The following is a 22,107-nucleotide window of genomic DNA, read 5'->3' as shown; positions in this document are numbered from 1 at the left end:
CTGCGCTGCCCTTTCCGGCCGGTCCGGCAAGGCCGGCGCCTACAGGTGCCTACGCAATGCCTTCTGCAGGAGCGGCCTTGAGCCGCGAAAGGGGCGCAAAGCGCCCCCGGAAATCACCGCCGGAGTAACCAATGCCCCTAGCCGTACAGTTCACCCAGGTTTCCCGCACCTTCGGCGAGGTCAAGGCCGTCGACCAGGTCAGCATCGACATCGAGGACGGCGAGTTCTTCTCCATGCTCGGCCCCTCGGGTTCGGGCAAGACCACCTGCCTGCGCCTGATCGCCGGCTTCGAGCAGCCCAGCAGCGGCTCGATCCGCATCCACGGCAGCGAGGCCGCCGGGCTGCCGCCGTACCAGCGTGACGTCAACACCGTGTTCCAGGACTACGCACTGTTCCCGCACATGAACGTGCGCGACAACGTCGCCTATGGCCTGAAAGTCAAAGGCGTGGCCAAGGCCGAACGCCATGCCCGCGCCGACGAGGCACTGGCCATGGTCGCCCTGGACGGCTACGGCGCACGCAAGCCGGCGCAGCTGTCCGGCGGCCAGCGCCAGCGCGTCGCCCTGGCCCGCGCTCTGGTCAACCGCCCCCGGGTGCTGCTGCTCGATGAACCGCTCGGCGCCCTCGACCTCAAGCTGCGCGAGCAGATGCAGGGCGAGCTGAAAAAGCTCCAGCGCCAGCTGGGCATCACCTTCATCTTCGTCACCCACGACCAGACCGAGGCGCTGTCGATGTCCGACCGGGTGGCGGTGTTCAACCGCGGGCGCATCGAGCAGGTCGACACGCCCCGCAACCTGTACATGCAGCCGGCGACCACCTTCGTCGCCGAGTTCGTCGGCACCTCCAACGTGCTGCGCGGGGAACTGGCGCAACAGCTCAATGGCAGTGCTTCGCCCTTCTCCATCCGCCCCGAGCACATCCGCCTCGACGGCCAGCCCGCCAGCGGCGACGTACAGGTCGGCGGGGTGCTGCACGATATCCAGTACCAGGGCAGCGCCACCCGCTTCGAGGTGAAGCTGGACAGCGGCCAACTGCTCGCCGTAAGCCAGGCCAACGACCGCTGGCAGGCACAGGCGCACCCCTGGCAGGCCGGCCAGCGGGTGCTGGCCAGCTGGCCCCGTGAGGCAATGACCGCGTTGCGGGAAACCCAGCCATGAACCTGGCCGTGGAAAAAGCAACCGGCGGCTCGCCGCTGCGGCGCCTGAGCGACCTTTTGTACCGGCGCCCCAACCTGTACCTGCTGATGCTGCTGATCCCGCCGCTGCTGTGGTTCGGCGCCATCTACCTGGGCTCGTTGCTGAACCTGTTGTGGCAAGGTTTCTACACCTTCGACGACTTCACCATGGCGGTGACGCCGGACCTGACCCTGGCCAACTTCGCCGCGCTGTTCAACCCCGCCAACTTCGACATCATCCTGCGCACCCTGAGCATGGCCGTGGCGGTGTCGCTGGCCAGCGCCGTGCTGGCCTTCCCCATCGCGTACTACATGGCGCGCTACACCACCGGCCGCACCAAGGCGTTCTTCTACATCGCGGTGATGATGCCGATGTGGGCCAGCTACATCGTCAAGACCTACGCCTGGACCCTGCTGCTGGCCAAGGGCGGCGTTGCCCAATGGTTCATCCAGCAACTGCACCTGCAGCCGCTGTTGCAGCTGGTGCTGGACACGCCTGGCGTGGGCGGCAGTACCCTGTCGACCTCGCACCTGGGGCGCTTTCTGGTGTTCGTCTATATCTGGCTGCCGTTCATGATCCTGCCGATCCAGGCGGCGCTGGAGCGCCTGCCGCCATCGCTGCTGCAGGCCTCGGCCGACCTCGGCGCCAAACCCCGGCAGACGTTCATGCAGGTGATCCTGCCGCTGTCCGTCCCGGGCATCGCCGCCGGCTCGATCTTCACCTTCTCGTTGACCCTGGGCGACTTCATCGTGCCGCAACTGGTCGGCCCGCCCGGCTATTTCATCGGCAGCATGGTGTATGCCCAGCAAGGGGCGATCGGCAACATGCCCATGGCGGCCGCCTTTACCCTGGTACCGATCGTGCTGATCGCGGTGTACCTGTCCATCGTCAAACGCCTGGGGGCCTTCGATGCACTCTGAAAAAGCCTCGACGGGCCTGCGCCTGGCGGCCTGGGGCGGGCTGGTGTTCCTGCACTTCCCGATCCTGATCATCCTGCTCTATGCCTTCAATACCGAAGACGCAGCGTTCAGCTTCCCGCCCAAGGGCTTCACACTGAAGTGGTTCGCCGTGGCCTTCGCCCGCCCCGACGTGCTCGAGGCGATCAAGCTGTCATTGCAGGTGGCCTGCCTGGCCACCCTGATCGCCTTGGTACTGGGCACGCTGGCCTCGGCGGCGCTGTACCGGCGTAGCTTTTTCGGCAAGGAGAGCATCTCGCTGATGCTGATCCTGCCGATCGCCCTGCCCGGCATCATCACCGGCATCGCCCTGCTCTCGGCATTCAAGCGACTGGGGATAGAACCCGGCCTGTTCACCATCGTCGTCGGCCACGCCACGTTCTGCGTGGTGATCGTCTACAACAACGTCATCGCCCGCCTGCGCCGCACCTCGCAGAGCCTGATCGAAGCCTCGATGGACCTGGGCGCCGACGGTTGGCAGACCTTCCGCTACATCATCCTGCCCAACCTCGGTTCGGCGTTGCTGGCCGGCGGCATGCTGGCCTTCGCCCTGTCGTTCGACGAAATCATCGTCACCACCTTCACCGCCGGCAACGAACGCACATTGCCGATCTGGCTGCTCAACCAGCTCAGCCGCCCGCGCGACGTGCCGGTGACCAACGTGGTCGCCATGCTGGTGATGCTGGTGACCATGCTGCCGATCCTTGGCGCCTATTACCTGACCCGCGGCGGTGAAAGCGTCGCGGGCAGCGGCAAATGACCCTGGAGGAGTCCCCGATGCAAACCCGAATGCTGATCAATGGCCAGCTTGTCGCTGGCGAAGGCCCGGCCTGGACCGTGCTCGACCCGGCCAAGGGCACGGCCGTGGCGCAGATCAACGAAGCCACCGAAGCCCAGGTGGACAGCGCCGTGCGTGCGGCCGACAAAGCGTTCGGCGACTGGTCGCAGAGCACGCCGAAAGAGCGTTCGACCGCGCTGCTGGCCATTGCCGACGTCATCGAACAGCACGGCGAGGCGCTGGCCCGGCTGGAGTCGAACAACTGCGGCAAACCCTACGCTGCCGCACTCAATGACGAGATCCCGGCCATCGCCGACGTGTTCCGCTACTTCGCCGGCGCGGCGCGCTGCCTGGGTGGCTCGGCGGCGGGCGAATACCTGCCCGGGCACACCTCGATGATCCGCCGAGACCCGCTGGGCGTAGTAGCGTCCATCGCGCCGTGGAACTACCCACTGATGATGCTGGCGTGGAAGATCGCTCCGGCGTTGGCTGCGGGCAACACCGTAGTAATCAAGCCTTCGGAGCTGACCCCGCTCACCGCCCTGCACCTGGGTGATCTGATCAAGGACCTGCTGCCGGCAGGCGTACTCAACATTCTGTTCGGCCGTGGCCAGACCGTCGGCAACCCGCTGGTCACCCACCCCAAGGTGCGCATGGTGTCGCTGACCGGCTCCATCCCCACCGGCGCGCACATCATCAAGGCCACCGCCGACAGCGTGAAGCGCATGCACATGGAACTGGGCGGCAAGGCCCCGGTGATCGTGTTCGACGATGCCGACCTCGATGCCGCCATCGACGGTATCCGCACTTTCGGCTTCTACAACGCCGGGCAGGACTGTACTGCGGCCTGCCGCCTGTACGTGCAGGACGGTGTCTACGAGCGTTTCGTCGAACGCCTGGGCGAGGCGGTGGCCAGCATCCAGCACGGCCCGCAGAACGACCCGACCACCGAGCTCGGCCCGCTGATCAGCGCCCAGCACCGCGACAAGGTCGCCGGGCTGGTAGAGCGTGCCATCGCTCAGCCGCACATCCGCCTGGTCACCGGCGGCAAGGCGGTGCCGGGGGACGGGTTCTTCTTCGAGCCCACCGTGCTGGCCGACACCCTGCAGGATGACGAGATCGTCCGCCATGAAGTGTTCGGGCCGGTGGTGTCGGTGACCCGCTTCACCGACGAGGCCCAGGCGCTGGAATGGGCCAACGACTCCGAGTACGGCCTGGCTTCGTCGGTGTGGACCCGCGACAGCGGCCGCGCTCATCGCCTGGCTGCACGGCTGCATTACGGCTGCACCTGGGTCAACACCCACTTCATGCTGGTTAGTGAGATGCCCCATGGCGGGCAGAAGCATTCGGGGTACGGCAAGGATATGTCGATGTACGGGCTGGAGGACTACACCTGTGTGCGGCATGTGATGTTCAAGCATTGAGGCACGGATGACAGAAGCCGACTGGCTGTGACGGCCAGTCGGCTTTTTGCTGGCTTTCATGCAGAACTTTCCTGCGAACTGCAGCCGCCGCAGCCTACCGCCAAGGCGTTGAGCAAAATAAACTGGTATCACAGACTGATACCATGAATAATCACCAACGTGCTTTACTCGAACTCGTTTTCAACAAACCTGTACCCAGAACCCTGGACTGGATACGCCTGGAATCGCTGCTGGTATCGCTTGGCGCCAGAACGGTCGAAGGCAGGGGCTCACGCGTGCGGTTCGAACTCAACGGGGCGGTCGCCACCTTCCACCGCCCTCACCCGGACCGCTGCGCCAAAGCTTATCAAGTGAAGGATGCCCGCCAGTTCCTGGAGCAGGCAGGAGTGACACCATGAATGTGATGAATTACCGCGGCTATGCCGCCCGCATCGAATACAGCGACGAAGACCAACTGCTGGTGGGCCACGTCGCCGGCATCCACGACATGATCGGCTTCCATGGCGAGTCGATCAGCGAACTGCGCCAGGCCTTCGAGGAGGCCGTCGACGACTACCTCGAAACCTGTCAGCGCCTGGGGCGTGAACCGCAAAAAACCTACTCCGGCAAGCTCAGCCTGCGCCTGGAGCCCACGCTCCACGCCAGCGTGGCGGCCCAGGCGGAGCTTGCGCAGAAAAGCATCAACCAATGGGTGAGCGACATCCTCAGCAAGGCCGCCTACCGCTGAGTCAATCGCGCAGGTCCGACTCGTGGATCGGGTTGGCCCGGCTGGTCGCCCGCTGGTACTGCGCCGGCCAAGTGGCCTTGTTGCCGCCCAGGTCATCGTCGGCGTGCAGTGGCCAGTACGGGTCACGCAGCAGTTCACGGGCCAGGAAGATCACGTCGGCCTGGCCGGTGCGCAGGATGTGTTCGGCCTGGGCGGGCTCGGTAATCATGCCAACGGTGCCGGTGGCGATTTCCGACTCTTTGCGTACCCGTTCGGCAAAGCGGGTCTGGTAGCCGGGGCCGGTGGGGATCTCGGCGTTGACCGAGGTGCCGCCCGACGAAACGTCGATCAGGTCGGCACCCAGGACGCGTAGTCGGCGCGCCAATTCGACGGTTTCATCCGGGTTCCAGCCATCCTCCACCCAGTCGGTGGCCGATACGCGGACGAACAAAGGCAGTTCCTGCGGCCACACCTTGCGCACTGCCTCGGTGACTTGCAGGGTCAGGCGAATGCGGTTTTCGAAGCAACTGCCATAGTCGTCGCGGCGCTGATTGCTCAGCGGCGACAGGAACTGGTGCAGCAGGTAGCCATGGGCGGCGTGGATTTCCACCACCTTGAAACCCGCCATCAATGCGCGCTCGGTCGCGGCCACAAACGCGGCCACCACGTCCTGGATCTCATCCTTGCTCAACTCGCGCGGTGCGGTGTGCTGTGGGTCGAAGGCGATCTTCGATGGGCCGACCGGCTGCCATCCACCGTCTTCGAGCTTGACGCTGCCCTGCTTGCCCAACCAGGGCCGATACGTGCTGGCCTTGCGTCCGGCGTGGGCCAGCTGGATACCGGGCACGGCACCCTGAGCAGTGATGAAGCGGGTGATGCGCTGCAACGGGGCGATTTGTTCGTCGTTCCACAGGCCGAGGTCTTCGGCGGTGATGCGACCATCGGCGGTGACCGCGACGGCTTCGCTGATCACCAGGCCCGCGCCTCCGACGGCCCGGCTGCCCAGGTGCACCAGGTGCCAGTCGTTGGCCAGGCCATCCGCGGCGGAGTACTGGCACATGGGGGAAACGGCGATGCGGTTGGGCAGGGTTAGCTGACGCAGGGTATACGGCTCTAGCAGCAGGCTCATGAGAGCACCTCCCGGGGGACTCCAATGGTTGTCCGGTCCGGGCACTTGTAGTGGGAGCTTGGCCGGTACCGGTCTTTTTCAGACTAGACCATGGGTGTAGGAGGTGTCTGACCGTTAGGTGGGGAGTCGCTGGCAAGCCTGCCTGATAACACCTCAAGCAGGCTCCGCTTGCGGCGCTTACAAGCGCTGAAGGATCAACTCCCCGGCAGCACCGGCGGCACCTGGCTCGCCAGGCTGCCCTGGCAGGCCATTGGCGCCGGCAGAAGTGCTGTACACCAGGCAGCCCTTGCTCACCCCGCCTTTACCGGCTTTACCCGCTGCGCCCGGCTTGCCGGGCGCACCGCCCTCCAGCCGGACCACGATACGTTCCTGGGCGAATCCGTCTGGCAGCGCCAGGCGAATCCGCCCGCCGGGGGCACCATCGTGCCCATTGCCACCGTTGTCGCCATTGGCCCCTCGGCTGGCCTGCCCCCAGGTGCAGCCGCCCGGTTTGCCATTACCGCCATCGAGGCCGACATAGCCCGGCGCGCCAGCGCCGCCACGGGCATCGATGACCAGTTGCTCGGCCTCAAGCGCCTGCAGGCGCAAGTCGAGGTTACGGCCCGCACGGGCTGCCCGCTCATAAGTGCCCGGCGCTCCCGGCGCACTGATTTCACTGCCTGCGCCCAGGTGGGCACTGGCAGCACTGATACTCAGGTCGCGCTCGGCGGGCGCGATGGCGATGCGTGCATCGCGGCCCAGTTCCAGGCGGTCGATCTTCAATTCAGTGAGGGTGGCCGGCAACAGCAGGGTCGCCGAATCGGCGACACGCAGTTGCTGAAGGTGCACGCTGGCCGATTTGTTCGGCAGGCGCAGCATCGAGTGAGCGGCAACGTCCAGGCTTTCTGCCTGAGCCAGGGGCGCGGCCAAGGCGGCCAGCAACATCAATTTACGCATGGCTCTAGGCCTTATTAGGTTTGGGGATGGACATGACGTGGAAGATGCCGGTCAAAAGGATCTGCAACCGATCAAACCAGCGGTGGCTGCGCCCACGCAGGCTGGCGTTGAAAAACAGCACCTCAAGCACATGCAGCGACAGCAGGAGGATGCCGGCGGCATGGATCAGCAGATTGAGCGGCACTGGCTGCGGCATGAACAGATTGAACAGCACCACCCACCAGAACAGTACCGTCAGGACCTTGCCCAGGCCCAGGATGAACTTCATACCCCGCCCCCACTGTTTTTTGTTATGCCAGCGCGGCCCGTTCGAGCGGACCGCGCTGGCAACAGTACCCTTACTGCGATGGGCGCGCCAGAGGGGTCAGTTGAGGTGCAGTTCCACCCGTCGGTTGCGTGCACGGCCTTCTTCGCTGTCGTTGTCAGCAACCGGATCAGCCTCGCCACGGCCCTGGCTGGTCACCTTGTTCGGTGCCAGCCCCTGGCTGATCAGGTACTCGGCGACGCTGCTGGCACGGCGCTCGGACAGGCCCTGGTTGTAGCTGTCGGAGCCGACGCTGTCGGTGAAGCCGATGACCTTGACGCTGGCCACGCCCGGCTCGTTCAGCCTGGGCAGCACCTCGTGCAGACGCTGCCGGGCGCCCGCCGCGAGCTCTGCGGAGTCGAAGGCGAACAGCACCTGCCCCTGGTCATCGAGGGTGATCACCTCGGAGGCCGCAGCGGGTTCAGGTTGCGGTTGCGAGGGTGGGTACTGGGGCAACGGGCAGCCGATGTGGTTGACCTGGGTGCCAGCGGGCGTGTCCGGGCAACGGTCACGGCGGTCGAAGACGCCATCGCCATCCTCATCGCCATCCTGGGCGTAGCAGATCAGGCCGCCGGCAATGGCTCCCAGAGCGCCGCCACCGGCCGCCCACGTGGAGCTCTCGATGGCCCCCAGGCCGCCGCCGACCAGCCCACCCAGCAGGCTGCAGAGGGGCCAGGTCCTTTGATTGAGGGGCGCGCTGCCATCGCTGTGGGTCGCGCAACCGGCCAGCAGGCTGGTGGCCAGCAACAGCGGCAGCGCCGCCTTGGACGAAACACGCATGCTGAATGCTCCTGAGTTACCGGCCGCTACCGGTCACCCAGGAGTAAAGACGCGCCCGCGCCACTTCTCAAGGCGCGGGCGCAGGGCCGTCAACGCTGGATCTTGATCTCGGTACGGCGGTTCATGGCGCGGCCGTCAGCCGTGGCGTTGTCCGCCACCGGTTGGGTCTCGCCGGCACCTACGACCGAGACGAAGCTGCTGCGCGGTACGCCTTGTTCGACCAGGTAATCGGTCACCGAATGGGCACGGCGCTCGGACAGTTTCTGGTTGTAGCTGTCGGAGCCGACGCTGTCGGTGTGGCCGGTTACGCTCAGGCGGGCGCTCGGGGCCTCCTGCTTAAGGCGTGTGGCAATGGTATTGAGGCGCTGCTTGTCGGTGGCGGTCAGGCGTGCCGAGTCGAACTCGAAGCGCACATCGCGGATGACGATGACTTCTTCCTTCTGTACCACGACCTCTTCGACCACTGGGGGTGGCGGCGGGCAGCCGTTGGCATCGACCTGGACGCCGCGCGGCGTGCCCGGGCACTTGTCGCGGCTGTCCGGCACACCATCGCCGTCTTCGTCGCCATCGCCGTGGGCCCAGCAATAACCGGCCGCCAGACCACCACCGAGCAACGCCCCCCAGCCAGCCCAGCTGGAGCTCTCGATGGCGCCCAGGGCCGCGCCGCCCACGCCCCCGACGGCAGCACACTTCGGCCAGTCGGTTTTTTGCAAACCTGCACAACCAGTCAACACACTGGTGAGCAGAACCAGGGGTATCGCTGTGCGTACTATGCTCATCTTGTTGCTTCTCCTAGGGGGAATCGGTGCAAAACCGATGCTCTGGAAGTAAAGACCGCTGTTTCCCGCTCTGCCAGCAATAAGCCACGACGCGGCGCCTTGCCTCTATGCCAGGCGGGCCGGGGCCGCTAGTCTTGAGCGACCTGAACGAGGAATGGCAATGACCGACGCTTTCTCACAACGCACGCCGCAGCAGGCCCTGGCCGCCCTGCTGGAGCGTTTCACGCCACACAAGCTGTTGCTGGTGGGCACGCGCTTCCCGGCCCTGGACGCCTTCGCTGCCGAGCACCCGGACACCCTTATAGAAGTCGCCGCACCCGGCCCGCTGCCGGCCGAACTGGCCGCCCAGCGCTTCGACCTGGCGGTGCTGGTGGACTGCCTTGAACACCTGCCCAAACGCAGTGGCCTGGAGTTGCTGGGTGGCATCCGCAACCTCAACGCCAGCCGGGTCGCGGTACTCGCCGACCTGGGTGCCTGCGGCTGGCACGACACCGACTTTTTCGCGCTGGCGCTGTCGGCCAGCGAGAAATTCCAGCGCGGCGAACAGGTGCTCAGCCTGTTCACCTATGATCTGCATGACTACAAACAGGTACCGGACTGGCTGAATGCCAAGTTCTGGGCCAACCCACAAAACTTCGGCAAGTACTGGTGGTGACGCCATGAGTGTTTCGGTCTGCCCTTGCGGCAGTGGCAACCTGCTCGACGCCTGCTGCGGGCATTATCACGCCGGCACCCCGGCACCGGATGCACAGACGCTGATGCGCTCACGCTACAGCGCCTACGTGCTGGGGCTGGTGGATTATCTGGTAGGCACTACGCTACCGGCCCAGCAGGCCGGCCTGGACCGCGCCGCCATGGCGGCCTGGAGCGCCCAGAGCACCTGGCTGGGGCTCGAGGTGGAAAACGCCGAGGTGCTCGGTGGGCAGCCCGAACACGCCTTCGTCACCTTCACCGCGCGCTGGCACGACAGCCAAGGCGACCACCAGCACCGCGAACGTTCGGCCTTCGTCCAGCACAGCGGGCGCTGGTACTTCATTGACCCAACCGTGGAACTGAAAGTCGGGCGCAATGACTCCTGCCCCTGCGCCAGCGGGCAGAAATTCAAGAAATGCTGCGCCAGCTATTTCGGTAACTGACCATGCGCGCCCTCGCCCGCCTGATGCTGCTGGCTTTACTGCTGAGCGGGCTGGCGGGCTGCGCCAGCTGGGGCGACGACAGCTGGCGCCAGCCAGAGGTGCATCTGCTGAAGGTGGAAAAAGTCAGCATGCGCCTGCACCAGCAAGAATTCGTGCTGCACCTGCAGGTCATCAACCCCAACGACAGCCGCCTGTTCATCCGCAACCTGCACTACGCCGTGCATCTGGGCGACATCCTGCTGGCCGAAGAGGATGTCAGCCTCTGGCGCAGCGTCGGCGGCCATGCCCGGCGCACCTTCAAGATCACCGCGCGGACCAACCTCTGGCAGCACCTCAAGCCACTGGCGAAACTGCTGAAAAGCAAACAGCCACTGCATTACCGACTGCAAGGTGACCTGGCCACCGGGCTGATCATCCCCCGGGACCTGCACTTGTCGCGCAGTGGTGAGATAATGCCCGGCGATTTTCTACCGGAGTAAGCCCGCAATGACCCAGCAACCCCATGTTCACGGCCCCGACTGCAACCACGGCCACGATCATCATCACGATCACGATCACGGCCATGTGCATGGCCCGCACTGCAACCACGGCCACCATGAGCCGGTACGCAACGCCCTGAAGGACGTCGGCCGCAACGACCCGTGCCCGTGCGGCAGCGAGAAAAAATTCAAGAAGTGCCACGGCGCTTGAAGCAGCCCTGAGCGGCAAGCTTCAAGCCGCAAGATGTAACGGGCCGGTGCAACGCCGGCTTTTTCTTGGGGCTTGCAGCTTGCGGCTTGCCGTTCGTAAATAAAGCGCTCCGGCACCTTGCACGGCGACTGCGCGCTCACTACCTTAGCGCCTTTCGAAACCCCGCCACGCCCTGCAGGAGCCCAGTCATGGCCGCGCCCGTCCTTCCTCCCTTCCGCCCCCGCTTCGCCAGCGCCGCCGCGATGCTCGGCATGCTTGCGCTGACCGGCTGCCAGATGGGTGGCATGCAGGACAGCGTACCGCCCACCACCGGCGTCCAGCCGCTCAAGGGCCTGGCACAGAATGTATCGGTGCGGCGCAACGCCATGGGCGCCCCGCTGATCGAAAGCAGCAACTTCCACGACGCACTGTTCAGCCTGGGCTATATCCATGCCGGGGACCGCATCGAGCAGATGGTCACAATGCGCCTGCTCGCCCAAGGCCGCCTGGCCGAACTGGCAGGCCCCGAGGCGCTGGAAATCGACCGCCTGATGCGCGCCGCCAATCTCAAGCAGAGCGCCGGCCAGCTGTACGCCGACGCCTCGCCACGGCTCAAGCGCTTCTTCGAGGTGTACGCCCGCGGGGTCAACGCCTACCTGTTCCGCTACCGCGACAAACTGCCGGCCGAACTGGCCCGCAGCGGCTATCGCCCGGAGTACTGGAAGCCCGAGGATTCGGCGCTGATCTTCAGCCTGTACGCCTTCAGCCAGTCGGTGAACCTGCAGGAAGAGCTCTCGGCCCTGACCCTGGCGCAGAAGGTCGGCGCAGACAAACTGGCCTGGCTGCTGCCCGGCGCCCCCGACGAGGCCCTGGCCGAAAGCGAAGTCGACAAGCTCAAGGGCCTGAACCTGGCCAGCCAGCTGCCGGGCCTTGCCGCGCTCGCCGCCGCCGGCCAGCAACTGGCCGACCTTGGCCTGCTCGGCAACCCCGGCTCGTCCAACCTCGCCCTCGGGCCGCAGCGCAGCCGCAGCGGCAAGAGCCTGCTGGCCAGCGACAGCCGGGCGCCCTGGGCACTGAGCCCGGTGCAGATCCATACCGGCAAGTACCAGGTCGCCGGCCTGTCGCTGCCGGGCCTGCCGATCGTGCTGGCCGGCTACAACGGCAAAGTGGCATGGAGCGCCAGCGCGGTGATGGCCGACAACCAGGACCTGTTCCTCGAACAGGTACGCCGCCAGGGCAGCCAGCTGACCTACCTGGCCGACGGCAAGTGGCAGCAGGCCCGCGCACGTAGCGAGACCTTCTTCGTTCGTGGCCAGCGCCCGCAACGCGAGGTGCTGTACGACACCCGCCATGGCACCCTGCTGCCGGGCCACGGCAGCCTGGCCCTGGCCTTGCACCTGCCGCAGCTCAAGGACGATCGCAGCCTCGACGCGTTGTTCGACCTGACCCGCGCCAGCAACATCGAGCGGGCCTTCGACAGCACCCGTGAAATCGGCGCGGCAGCCCTGAACTTCGTATTCGCCGAACCCGAACACATCGGCTGGCAAGTCAGTGGCCGCTACCCCAACCGCCGCGACGGCCAGGGCCTGCTGCCCTCGCCGGGCTGGGACGGGCGCTATGACTGGGACGGCTACGCCGATGCCATGCTCCACCCCTATGACCAGGACCCGGCCGCCGGTTTCATCGGCCACGCCAGCCAGCGCAGCCAGCCCAAGGGCTACGGCATGCAGCTGTCGAGCAGCTGGTACTACCCCGAGCGCGCCGAGCGCCTGGCCCAGCTGGCGGGCAACGGCCGCCACGACAGCCGCAGCCTGATGGCCCTGCAAAACGACCAGGTGACGCTGCTGGCCGACAAGCTCAAGCAGATGTTCGATGCGCCCGGCATGGCCCAGCCCCTCAAACAGGCCATCGACGCCTTGCCCGCTGCCCAACGCGACAAAGCCCGCGACGCCCTGGCCCGGCTCAAGGCCTTCGATGGCCGGCTGAGCCCGGTGTCGGCCGATGCCGCGCTGTATGAGCTGTTCCTCCAGGAAGTCACCCGGCAGACCTTCCTTGACGACCTCGGCCCCGAGTCCAGTCCGGCCTGGCAGGCCTTCGTCGGCAACGCCCAACTGTCCTACTCGGCCCAGGCCGACCACCTGCTGGGCCGTGAGGACAGCCCGTTCTGGGATGATCGCGGCTCCCCGCAGAAGGAAGACAAACCCGCCATCCTCGCCCGCAGCCTGGCGGCGGCGATCGATACCGGCACCGCCCAGCTCGGCGCCGACCGCCGTGCCTGGCAGTGGGGCAAGCTGCACCAGTACCGCTGGCCGGCCCCGAACTACCGTGGCCTGGGCGACAGCCTCAGCCGCTCGCCAATGGCTGGCGGCGGTGACTTCAGCACCCTGGCACTCACCCCCTACGCCTGGGGCAGTAACTTCGACACCCGCCTGCCGGCCTCGGCGCGGATGATCGTCGACTTCGGCCAGGCCGAACCGCTGCAACTGCTGACCAGCAACGGCCAGTCCGGCAACCCGGCCAGCCGCCATTACGGCGACGGGCTGGATGCCTGGTTCAAAGGGCGCTTCATGAGCTTGCCGCTGCAGCCGCAAAACTTCGGCCGGGTTTATGGCAGCCAACGGCTGACGCTGGTGCCGGGTAAATAGGCCCTGATAACAATGAACGAGCCGCCTGAATAGGCGGCTTTTTTTTGCTGCTTCAGGTAGCTACGACTGGCTATTTCAGTCTTGGCATCAAGATGGGCCGCAGGGCATCCGAACTTTCACAACCAGAGTTCACTCCCACCTTGTAACGCCCACCACCTGCGTTGCGAACCATGGACCTCATCATCGCCCGTCCCGAAGGCCTGTACTGCCCGCCCGGCGATTTCTACATCGACCCCTGGCGCCCGGTGGCGCGCGCGGTGATCACCCATGGCCATGGCGACCACGCCCGGCGCGGCAACGGCCACTACCTCACCGCCAGCCCTGGCGCCGGTGTGCTGCGTAGCCGCCTGGGCCAGGATATCGACCTGCAGCTGCTGCCCTACGGCGAACGCCTGCTGCACCTCGGCGTCACCCTGAGCCTGCATCCGGCCGGCCATGTGCTGGGCTCGGCCCAGGTGCGCCTGGAACATCAGGGCCAGGTGTGGGTCGCCTCGGGCGACTACAAGGTCGAGCCCGACGGTACCTGCGCGCCGTTCGAGCCGGTGCGCTGTCACACCTTCATCACCGAATCGACCTTCGGCCTGCCGATCTATCGCTGGCCGGCACAGGCCAAGGTGTTCGCCGATATCAATGCCTGGTGGCGCGGCAATGGTGAACAGGGCAAGGCCAGCGTGCTGTTCTGCTATGCCTTCGGCAAGGCCCAACGCATCCTCCATGGGCTGGATGCCAGCATCGGGCCGATCCTGGTGCATGGCGCGGTCGAGCCGTTGAACCGGGTTTATCGTGACGCCGGTGTGCAGCTACCCGACACCCTGTACGCCGGCGATATACCGCGCAATGACCCACTGCTGCGTCAGGCCCTGGTGTTGGCACCACCGTCGGCGGCCGGCAGTAGCTGGATGAAGCGTTTCGGCGACTACAGCGACGGTTTCGCCAGTGGCTGGATGCGCTTGCGCGGTACCCGAAGGCGACGGGGTGTGGACCGGGGCTTCGTGCTCTCCGACCATGCCGACTGGCCGGGCCTGCTGTGGGCCATCGGCCAGACCGGTGCCGAACGGGTAATGGTGACCCATGGTTCGGTGGCCACACTGGTGCGCTACTTGGGTGAACAGGGCCTGGATGCCCGCCCGTTCGTCACCGAATACGGTGAGGAGGACGATGTACCCGACGCCGAGGCCGGGCCATGAAAGCGTTCGCCGACCTCTATCTGCGCCTGGACGCCACCACGTCGAGCAACGCCAAGCTGCAGGCGCTGCGCGACTACTTTGCCGAGGCGCCGCCCAGCGATGCCGCCTGGGCCGTGTATTTCCTGGCCGGCGGCCGTCCTCGACAGATGGTCCCCAGCCGCCTGCTTCGCGAACTGGCCACCCGGTTGTCGGGCCTGCCCGAGTGGTTGTTCGAGGAAAGCTATCAGGCGGTGGGCGACCTGGCCGAAACCGTCTCGCTGCTGCTGCCGGAAAACCCGCAGGGCAGCGACGAAGGGCTGGCCGAATGGGTCGAACAGTACCTGCTGCCGTTGCGCGGGCGGCCGCCAGAGGAAGTACGCGAGCGGCTGCCGCAGCTGTGGTCGCGACTCGATCGCCCGAGCCTGATGCTGTGCCTGAAGCTGGTCACCGGCAGTTTGCGCGTGGGTGTTTCAAAACTGCTGGTCACCCGCGCCCTGGCCGCCCTCGCCGGCCTCGATGCCAAGCGCGTGGCACAGCGCCTGGTGGGCTATACCGACCTCAGCCATCGCCCCGGCGCCGCCAGTTACCTCAAGCTGATCGCCCCGGAGTGCGCCGATGAGCACCAGCAGCGCGGTGGCCAACCCTACCCGTTCTTTCTTGCCCATGCCCTGCAACTGCCGGTCGAGCAGTTCGACGCCCTGCTGGGGCCGCCGAGCGATTGGCAAGTGGAATGGAAATGGGATGGCATCCGTGCTCAGGTGGTGAAGCGTGAGGGCCAGCTTTGGATCTGGTCGCGGGGCGAAGAGCTGATCACCGACCGTTTCCCCGAACTGCACAGCCTTGCTGCGACCCTGCCCGATGGTGCGGTGCTCGATGGCGAAATTCTGGTATGGAAACCCGGCGCCAGCCCCGCTGAGGTCGCCGTGCAACCCTTCGCGCTGCTGCAGCAGCGCCTTGGTCGCAAAACCCTGGGCAAGAAGTTGCTGGCCGAAGCGCCAGTGGTCCTGCAGGCGTACGACCTGCTGGAGTGGCAAGGCGAGGACTGGCGCCAGCGCCCGCAACAGGAACGCCGCCGCCAACTGGAGCAGTTGCTCGAGCAGTACCCGCTGGCACCGGTGCGGCTTTCGCCCCTGCTCCCCGGCGACAGTTGGGCCGACCTTGCCCGCCAGCGTGAGGCCTCGCGCAGCCTGGGTGTCGAAGGCCTGATGCTCAAGCAGCGCGAGGCCCTCTATGGCGTGGGCCGGACCAAGGACATGGGCCTGTGGTGGAAATGGAAGATCGACCCGTTCAGCGTCGACGCGGTGCTGATCTACGCCCAACGTGGCCATGGCCGCCGCGCCAGCCTGTACAGTGACTACACCTTCGCCGTATGGGATGCCCCGGCGAGTACGCCGCAGCGCAGCCTGGTGCCCTTCGCCAAGGCTTACTCGGGCCTGACCGACGTGGAAATGCGCCAGGTCGATGCGATCATCCGCAAGACCACCGTGGAAACCTTCGGCCCGGTGCGCAGTGTCACCCCCACGCTGGTGTTCGAACTGGGTTTCGAAGGCATCGCCCTGTCCAAACGGCACAAGAGCGGCATCGCCGTGCGCTTCCCGCGCATGCTGCGCTGGCGTCATGACAAGCCGGTCGAGCAGGCCGACGACCTGGCCACGCTGCAGGCGTTGCTTGGCTGAGCACTGGCAATGATGCAGCGGGCGTGAAGTTGTGCTTCTATCCTTGATCCCAGCCCCTGGTCGCCGACCGTTTCAATCAGGACCCCCATGCACCATTCGACCCACGACCTGCTGTCCCCCGCGCCCGGCATCGCCCGCCAGTTGCACAGTTTCCACTTCGGCCCGCGCGGTGGCGGCAAGGTGTATATCCAGGCCTCGCTGCACGCCGACGAACTGCCGGGCATGCTGGTGGCCTGGCACCTCAAGCAGCGCCTGCTGGAGCTTGAGCAGCAGGGCCGCTTGCGCCGCGAGGTCACCCTGGTGCCGGTGGCCAACCCGGTGGGCCTGGAGCAGGTGTTGCTGGACGCCCCCCTGGGGCGTTTCGAGCTGCAGAGCGGGGAGAACTTCAACCGCAATTTCGTTGACCTGTCGGACAGCATCGGCGACCAGATCGAAGGCCACCTCAACGACGACCCTGCGCACAACCTGGCGCTGATCCGCGAATACCTGCGCCGCGGCCTGGACGCGCACCCCGCGCACACCCCGCTGCAGTCCCAGCGCCTGACCCTCCAGCGGCTGGCCTGCGACGCCGACATGGTGCTCGACCTGCATTGCGACTTCGAAGCCGTCGAGCACCTGTACACCACCCCGGATGCCTGGCCCCAGGTCGAGCCGCTGGCACGCTACCTCGGCGTGCACGCCAGCCTGCTGGCCACTGACTCGGGCGGGCAATCGTTCGATGAGTGCTTCAGCCTGGTCTGGTGGCAATTGCAGCAGCGCTTCGGCAAGCGTTTCCCGATCCCCCTGGGCAGTTTCTCGGTGACCCTCGAGCTGCGCGGCCAGGCCGATGTCAGCCATGCCCTGGCGACCCAGGATTGCCAGGCAATCCTCGACTTCCTCTGCCACAGCGGCGTGATCGACGGTCAAGCCGCGCCGCTGCCCGCCCTGCGCCAGCCTGCCACGCCGCTGGCAGCCGTGGAGCCGGTGACCGCGCCGCTGGGTGGCTTGCTGGTGTTCCACGCCAAGCCTGGGCAGTACCTGGAGGCGGGGCAGCTGATCGCAGAGGTCATCGACCCGCTCAACGATCGCGTGACCCCGTTGCGCAACACCCAGGCCGGGCTGCTGTATGCCCGCAGCGTGCGACGCATGGCCACGGCAGGGATGGTCATCGCCCATGTCGCCGGTGAGCAGGTGTGCCGCAGCGGTTACCTGCTGGGTAACTGACCCGGTAAAACCAAACCCTATGGCGGGTGGTCACTAAAGGCATAGCCCTTCGAAGGACTTGCCCCCATGCCCCATGCCTGCGACCTTGCCAACGCTTGGTTTGCCACCCGTGGCTGGACACCGCAGGCCTTCCAGCGCCGGGTGTGGGCAGCCGTCGGGCGCGGTGAGTCTGGCCTGTTGCACGCCAGCACAGGCGCCGGCAAGACCTACGCGGTATGGCTGGCGGCCTTGCGTGCATTCGCCGACCGCCACGGCACACGCCAGCCGGCGCCGCTGCAGGTACTGTGGATCACCCCCATGCGCGCCCTGGCGGCGGACACCGCGCGCGCCCTGCAAAGCCCTTTGGACGAACTGGGGCTGAACTGGAACGTCGGCGTGCGCAGCGGTGACACCGGCAGCGCCGAGCGCGCCCGCCAGGCCCGGCGCCTGCCCAGCGTCCTGATCACTACCCCGGAAAGCCTGACCCTGCTGCTGACCCGTGCCCAGGCCGAGCAGACGTTCGCCAGCCTGCGCATGGTGGTGGTGGATGAGTGGCACGAGCTGCTCGGCAACAAACGCGGCGTGCAACTGCAATTGGCCCTGGCCCGACTGCGCCGCTGGCAACCCCGGTTGCTGGTGTGGGGGTTGTCGGCGACGCTGGGCAACCTGGACCACGCGCTGCAGGTACTGTTGCCCGACGGCGGCCTGCTGGTCGAGGGGCGTCAGGACAAGCGCATTCAGGTCGACAGCTTGCTGCCAACGCAGATCGAGCGCTTTCCCTGGGCCGGGCACATGGGGTTGAAGATGCTCGAACAGGTGGCCGCCGAGCTTGACCAAAGCAGTAACAGCCTGGTGTTCACCAATACCCGCGCACAGGCAGAGCTGTGGTATCAGGCACTGCTGGGCGCCCGCCCCGACTGGGCCGGGCTGATCGCCCTGCACCACGCCTCGTTGGCGCGGGAAACCCGTGACTGGGTCGAGCAGGCGCTCAAACAGGGGGCGCTCAAGGCGGTGGTATGCACTTCGAGCCTGGACTTGGGGGTGGATTTCCTGCCGGTCGAGCGGGTGCTGCAGATCGGCTCGGCCAAAGGCATCGCCCGCTTGCTGCAGCGCGCCGGGCGCTCCGGGCATGCCCCGACGCGGACCTCGCGCATCACCCTGGTACCCACCCATAGCCTGGAACTGGTCGAGGCCGCCGCGGCGCGCCAGGCACTTGCCGCAGGGCATATCGAGGCACGCCAATCACCCAGGCTATGCCTGGATGTGCTCGTCCAGCACCTGGTCAACATGGCCCTGGGCAGCGGCTTCAGGCCCGCCGAACTGCTGGCGGAAGTCCGCAGTACCTGGGCCTTTAACGGGCTGCACGACAGCCAGTGGCAATGGGCACTGGATTTCGTCCACCACGGCGGCAGCGCGCTGGGCGCCTACCCCGACTATCAACGGGTCGAGGCGCACGCCGACGGGCTGTGGCGGGTGACCAGCGAGCGGCTGGCACGGCGCCAGCGCATGAGCATCGGCACTATCGTCAGCGATGCCAGCCTGCAACTGAAATTCTGGAGCAAAGGCGGCGGCGGCAAGTCATTGGGCAGCGTCGAGGAGGCGTTCATCGCCCGCCTGCGCCCCGGTGACACCTTGCTGTTCGGTGGCCGAGTGCTGGAACTGGTGCGGGTCGAGAACATGACCGCCTACGTACGCCGTTCCAGCGCACGCAAAGCGGCGGTGGCCCGCTGGAATGGCGGGCGGATGCCACTGTCGAGCGAGCTGGCCGATGCCCTGGTCGAGCAGCTGGATGCAGCGGCCCAAGGCCGTTTCGAGGGCGAAGAGATGCGCGCGGTAGCGCCACTGCTGCAGCTGCAGGCGCGCTGGTCGGCGTTGCCCACGCCCCATACGTTGCTCGCCGAAACCCTGACCAGCCGCCAAGGCTCGCACGTGTTTCTCTACCCCTTCGCCGGGCGCATGGCCAACCTGGGGTTGGCCAGCCTGGTAGCCTGGCGGATCAGCCAACAACAGCCTCTGTCGGTATCGATTGCGGTCAGTGACTATGGCTTCGAACTGCTCAGCCCGAGTGCCATCGATTGGGCCGCTCATCTACCGGCCGCACTGTCTGCCGAGCACTTGCTGGAGGATGTGCTGGCCAGCCTGAATGCCGGTGAGATGGCCCTGCGACGCTTTCGCGAGATTGCCCGTATTGCCGGCCTGGTGTTCGCCGGCTATCCGGCAGCGCAAAAAAGCACGCGGCAGGTACAGGCCTCCAGCGGGTTGTTCTACGAGGTCTTGCGCAAACATGACAGCGGCAACCTGCTACTGGGCCAAGCGCGCGATGAGGTGTTGCGCGAAGAGCTGGACATCGAGCGGCTGCAGCGCCAGTTGCTGAAAATGGCTACCCAGCGCCTGGACCTGCACGCACTGCAGCGCCCCGGCCCCCTGGCGTTCACCCTGCTGGTGGAGGGCATGCGCGAAACGCTGAGCAACGAGAAACTGGCCGACCGTATCGCCAGGATGGTCGCCGACCTGGAAGAGGCGGCAAGCAGGGGGCACCGCAATGCCTGACCACCTGGCCATCGAACATTGCGGCGAAAGCCTCTGGCTGCTGGCGGACAAGGCCATCTACTGGCCAGCGCGGCAGGCGCTGCTGGTGGCCGACCTGCACATCGGCAAGGCCGCCAGCTACCGAGCCCTGCACCAGCCTGTTCCCCGCGGCACCACAGCAGCAACCCTCGCGCGCCTGGATACCCTGCTGGCCCGGTATGCCTGCTCGACGTTGATCGTCCTGGGCGATTTCCTGCACGCCCGAAGCGCCCGGGCACCGGCGACGTTGGCCAGGTTGCAGGCTTGGCGTGATCGCCATTCGGCGTTGCAGATCGTGCTGCTGAGGGGCAATCACGACCGTCATGCGGGAGACCCGCCCGCTGCGCTGGGTATTGAGGTGCAGGATGAGCCATGGTTGCTCGCCCCTTTCGCCCTGCAGCACGAACCACGGGCTCACCCCACCCACCCGGTATTGGCCGGCCATGTGCACCCGGTCTTCATCCTGCGTGGCCGCGCCCGTCAGCGCCTGCGCTTGCCGTGCTTCGTATTCGACCCGCAAGTGGCCGTGCTGCCAGCATTCGGTGAATTCACCGGCGGCTGGCCAGTGAGGCCTACGGCAGGCACCCGCGTCTTCCTGGCCGGTGCCGAGCGCGTCTGGCCACTGAGCGACTGATCAGGCCACGGGGGCGGGAGGGGGTTCGTCGGGCAGGGTCGGCTCGCCGGGCTCCATCGGTGGATGCTCGCCGGGTTCTGGCGGTTGCGGGGTGTCCGGGTCGGGCTGGTGCGGCACGCCGCCGGCCTGATGGTGTGTTGGCGGATGCGCCAGCAGGGCCCAGGCCAGCAATCCGATCTGGTTCGGCTGCAGGACGGCCAGCTTGGCGCTGATTGCGGGATCGAGTTTCATGGGCTGCTCCTGACGAGAGCCGGCGCGCGTCGTACGCGCCGGGACTGCTACCTCGTTGGAGTGCCGCGCGGGCAAACAATTCCCGCGCTTGGTCGGCTCAGGTGCGTGGCAGGGTAACGCCGCGCTGGCCCTGGTATTTGCCGCCACGGTCCTTGTACGAGACTTCGCATTCTTCGTCGGACTGCAGGAACAGCATCTGCGCCACGCCTTCGTTGGCGTAGATCTTCGCCGGCAGCGTGGTGGTGTTGGAGAACTCGAGCGTGACATGGCCTTCCCACTCAGGCTCGAGCGGGGTGACGTTGACGATGATGCCGCAACGGGCATAGGTGCTCTTGCCCAGGCAGATGGTCAGCACGTCGCGTGGAATGCGGAAGTACTCGACGGTGCGGGCCAGGGCGAAAGAGTTCGGCGGGATGATGCAGACGTCGCTCTTGATGTCGACGAAGCTGCCGGCATCGAAATTTTTCGGGTCGACAGTGGCCGAGTTGATGTTGGTGAACACCTTGAATTCATCGGCGCAGCGCACGTCGTAGCCGTAGCTGGAAACACCGAAGGAGATGACCCGGCTGTCCTGCTCGCCGCGCACCTGGCGCTCGACGAACGGTTCGATCATGCCGTGTTCCTGCGCCATGCGGCGAATCCACTTGTCCGATTTGATGCTCATGGCGGGTGTGTCCTGAGAGTGCAAGGTGAAAAAATCGTGGTGCGCATCTTACCGGTCCCGGCGCCCGCGGCAAAGTCGCATCCCACAGTCTCTCTACAATGCCCGCCGGACGGGGCCTGCAGCCGCCGCCGATCCGAATTTCGACAAACCTCTCACCAGTTATTGGCAGGTCAGGGAAAGTGGGTTATGGTGTCGCCACTGTGCTGCACGCGACACCGAAGATCTGTTTGATGCACGATTTACGATCGGCCCATCTCCATGACACCTTCTGCTCCTTTGCACTCAGTCACGGTCGGGGTTTTCCTGGCCGCCATCAACTTTGTCCAAGGAGACAGAAAAATGTCCAATCGCCAATCCGGTACCGTCAAGTGGTTCAACGATGAGAAGGGCTACGGCTTCATCACCCCTCAGTCGGGCGACGACCTGTTCGTGCACTTCAAAGCCATCCAAGCTGACGGCTTCAAAACCCTGAAAGAAGGCCAAGCTGTTACTTTCGTCGCTACCCGCGGCCAGAAAGGCATGCAGGCTGAAGAAGTTCAGATCGCCTAAGTCGATCTCGCTTCCTAGCT

At 66.0% G+C, this 22,107-nt stretch carries 24 protein-coding genes; 17 read left to right on the top strand and 7 right to left on the bottom strand.

Annotated elements, in window-relative coordinates:
* Window positions 1-131 precede the first annotated feature (131 nt).
* From L6D77_RS12095 to L6D77_RS12070, 6 genes are all read left to right on the top strand, one after another.
* Window positions 132-1,157, top strand: a complete 1,026-nt coding sequence (locus L6D77_RS12095) for an ABC transporter ATP-binding protein (RefSeq protein ID WP_232885325.1) — start codon at window positions 132-134, stop codon at window positions 1,155-1,157.
* Window positions 1,154-2,095, top strand: a complete 942-nt coding sequence (locus L6D77_RS12090; RefSeq protein WP_232885326.1) for an ABC transporter permease — start codon at window positions 1,154-1,156, stop codon at window positions 2,093-2,095. The genes L6D77_RS12095 and L6D77_RS12090 overlap by 4 nt, the downstream gene beginning before the upstream one ends.
* Window positions 2,085-2,891 (top strand): ABC transporter permease, encoded by an 807-nt coding sequence (locus L6D77_RS12085; RefSeq protein WP_232885327.1) that lies wholly within the window; start codon window positions 2,085-2,087, stop codon window positions 2,889-2,891. The genes L6D77_RS12090 and L6D77_RS12085 overlap by 11 nt, the downstream gene beginning before the upstream one ends.
* Window positions 2,892-2,908: 17 nt before the next feature.
* Window positions 2,909-4,333, top strand: a complete 1,425-nt coding sequence (locus L6D77_RS12080; RefSeq protein WP_232885328.1) for a gamma-aminobutyraldehyde dehydrogenase — start codon at window positions 2,909-2,911, stop codon at window positions 4,331-4,333.
* Between the two features lie 143 nt (window positions 4,334-4,476).
* Window positions 4,477-4,731, top strand: coding sequence for a type II toxin-antitoxin system HicA family toxin (locus L6D77_RS12075; protein WP_232885329.1), 255 nt, complete (start codon window positions 4,477-4,479; stop codon window positions 4,729-4,731).
* A complete protein-coding gene (locus L6D77_RS12070; RefSeq protein WP_232885330.1) occupies window positions 4,728-5,060 on the top strand; it encodes a type II toxin-antitoxin system HicB family antitoxin in 333 nt (110 codons plus the stop codon). The genes L6D77_RS12075 and L6D77_RS12070 overlap by 4 nt, the downstream gene beginning before the upstream one ends.
* A gap of 1 nt (window position 5,061) precedes the next feature.
* Here the strand turns inward: L6D77_RS12070 and L6D77_RS12065 are convergent, their stop codons facing one another.
* From L6D77_RS12065 to L6D77_RS12045, 5 genes are all read right to left on the bottom strand, one after another.
* Entirely contained in the window at window positions 5,062-6,168 is a 1,107-nt protein-coding gene (locus L6D77_RS12065; RefSeq protein WP_232885331.1) for an NADH:flavin oxidoreductase/NADH oxidase, read from the bottom strand.
* A 177-nt stretch (window positions 6,169-6,345) separates the two neighbouring features.
* Window positions 6,346-7,104, bottom strand: coding sequence for a collagen-like protein (locus tag L6D77_RS12060; protein ID WP_232885332.1), 759 nt, complete (start codon window positions 7,102-7,104; stop codon window positions 6,346-6,348).
* Window positions 7,105-7,108: 4 nt separating this feature from the next.
* On the bottom strand, window positions 7,109-7,372 hold the full coding sequence (locus L6D77_RS12055) for a DUF1145 domain-containing protein (RefSeq protein ID WP_232885333.1): 264 nt from the start codon (window positions 7,370-7,372) through the stop codon (window positions 7,109-7,111).
* A 96-nt stretch (window positions 7,373-7,468) separates the two neighbouring features.
* Window positions 7,469-8,188, bottom strand: coding sequence for a PA1041 family peptidoglycan-binding anchor lipoprotein (locus tag L6D77_RS12050; protein ID WP_236170054.1), 720 nt, complete (start codon window positions 8,186-8,188; stop codon window positions 7,469-7,471).
* An 89-nt stretch (window positions 8,189-8,277) separates the two neighbouring features.
* On the bottom strand, window positions 8,278-8,967 hold the full coding sequence (locus L6D77_RS12045) for a PA1041 family peptidoglycan-binding anchor lipoprotein (RefSeq protein WP_236170053.1): 690 nt from the start codon (window positions 8,965-8,967) through the stop codon (window positions 8,278-8,280).
* Between the two features lie 160 nt (window positions 8,968-9,127).
* Here L6D77_RS12045 and L6D77_RS12040 point away from each other — a divergent pair, with 160 nt between their 5' ends.
* From L6D77_RS12040 to pdeM, 10 genes are all read left to right on the top strand, one after another.
* Entirely contained in the window at window positions 9,128-9,622 is a 495-nt protein-coding gene (locus L6D77_RS12040; RefSeq protein ID WP_236170052.1) for a DUF6231 family protein, read from the top strand.
* A gap of 4 nt (window positions 9,623-9,626) precedes the next feature.
* A complete protein-coding gene (locus L6D77_RS12035) occupies window positions 9,627-10,103 on the top strand; it encodes a YchJ family protein (RefSeq protein ID WP_236170051.1) in 477 nt (158 codons plus the stop codon).
* A 2-nt stretch (window positions 10,104-10,105) separates the two neighbouring features.
* Window positions 10,106-10,582, top strand: coding sequence for an LEA/WHy family protein (locus L6D77_RS12030; protein WP_232883386.1), 477 nt, complete (start codon window positions 10,106-10,108; stop codon window positions 10,580-10,582).
* A 7-nt stretch (window positions 10,583-10,589) separates the two neighbouring features.
* Entirely contained in the window at window positions 10,590-10,793 is a 204-nt protein-coding gene (locus L6D77_RS12025; protein WP_232883385.1) for an SEC-C metal-binding domain-containing protein, read from the top strand.
* 188 nt (window positions 10,794-10,981) lie between these two features.
* Entirely contained in the window at window positions 10,982-13,417 is a 2,436-nt protein-coding gene (locus L6D77_RS12020; protein WP_232883384.1) for a penicillin acylase family protein, read from the top strand.
* Window positions 13,418-13,587: 170 nt separating this feature from the next.
* Window positions 13,588-14,604: a ligase-associated DNA damage response exonuclease gene (locus L6D77_RS12015; protein WP_232883383.1), complete on the top strand. Its 1,017-nt coding sequence runs from the start codon at window positions 13,588-13,590 to the stop codon at window positions 14,602-14,604.
* Window positions 14,601-16,259 carry an ATP-dependent DNA ligase gene (locus L6D77_RS12010; RefSeq protein ID WP_232883382.1) on the top strand — a complete coding sequence of 553 codons (1,659 nt, stop codon included), beginning with the start codon at window positions 14,601-14,603 and terminating at the stop codon, window positions 16,257-16,259. The genes L6D77_RS12015 and L6D77_RS12010 overlap by 4 nt, the downstream gene beginning before the upstream one ends.
* 87 nt (window positions 16,260-16,346) lie before the next feature.
* Window positions 16,347-17,462: a succinylglutamate desuccinylase/aspartoacylase family protein gene (locus tag L6D77_RS12005; protein ID WP_232883381.1), complete on the top strand. Its 1,116-nt coding sequence runs from the start codon at window positions 16,347-16,349 to the stop codon at window positions 17,460-17,462.
* A 66-nt stretch (window positions 17,463-17,528) separates the two neighbouring features.
* Complete coding sequence (locus tag L6D77_RS12000) at window positions 17,529-19,991, top strand: ligase-associated DNA damage response DEXH box helicase (RefSeq protein ID WP_236170050.1); 2,463 nt, start codon at window positions 17,529-17,531, stop codon at window positions 19,989-19,991.
* A complete protein-coding gene (gene pdeM, locus L6D77_RS11995) occupies window positions 19,984-20,643 on the top strand; it encodes a ligase-associated DNA damage response endonuclease PdeM (protein ID WP_232883379.1) in 660 nt (219 codons plus the stop codon). The genes L6D77_RS12000 and pdeM overlap by 8 nt, the downstream gene beginning before the upstream one ends.
* Here pdeM and L6D77_RS11990 read toward each other — a convergent pair whose 3' ends face one another.
* Both L6D77_RS11990 and dcd read right to left on the bottom strand, forming a co-directional pair.
* On the bottom strand, window positions 20,644-20,874 hold the full coding sequence (locus tag L6D77_RS11990; protein ID WP_232883378.1) for a hypothetical protein: 231 nt from the start codon (window positions 20,872-20,874) through the stop codon (window positions 20,644-20,646).
* Between the two features lie 97 nt (window positions 20,875-20,971).
* Complete coding sequence (gene dcd / locus L6D77_RS11985) at window positions 20,972-21,538, bottom strand: dCTP deaminase (protein ID WP_003258001.1); 567 nt, start codon at window positions 21,536-21,538, stop codon at window positions 20,972-20,974.
* A gap of 339 nt (window positions 21,539-21,877) precedes the next feature.
* Here dcd and L6D77_RS11980 point away from each other — a divergent pair, with 339 nt between their 5' ends.
* A complete protein-coding gene (locus tag L6D77_RS11980) occupies window positions 21,878-22,087 on the top strand; it encodes a cold-shock protein (protein WP_016488765.1) in 210 nt (69 codons plus the stop codon).
* The last annotated feature ends 20 nt before the right edge of the window (window positions 22,088-22,107 follow it).

The sequence above is a fragment of the Pseudomonas parasichuanensis genome (assembly GCF_021601385.1).
GTDB classification, from domain to species: Bacteria; Pseudomonadota; Gammaproteobacteria; order Pseudomonadales; family Pseudomonadaceae; genus Aquipseudomonas; species Aquipseudomonas parasichuanensis.
Note: the sequence above shows the minus strand (reverse complement) of the source record. Positions and strands in the feature narration are given on the sequence as shown.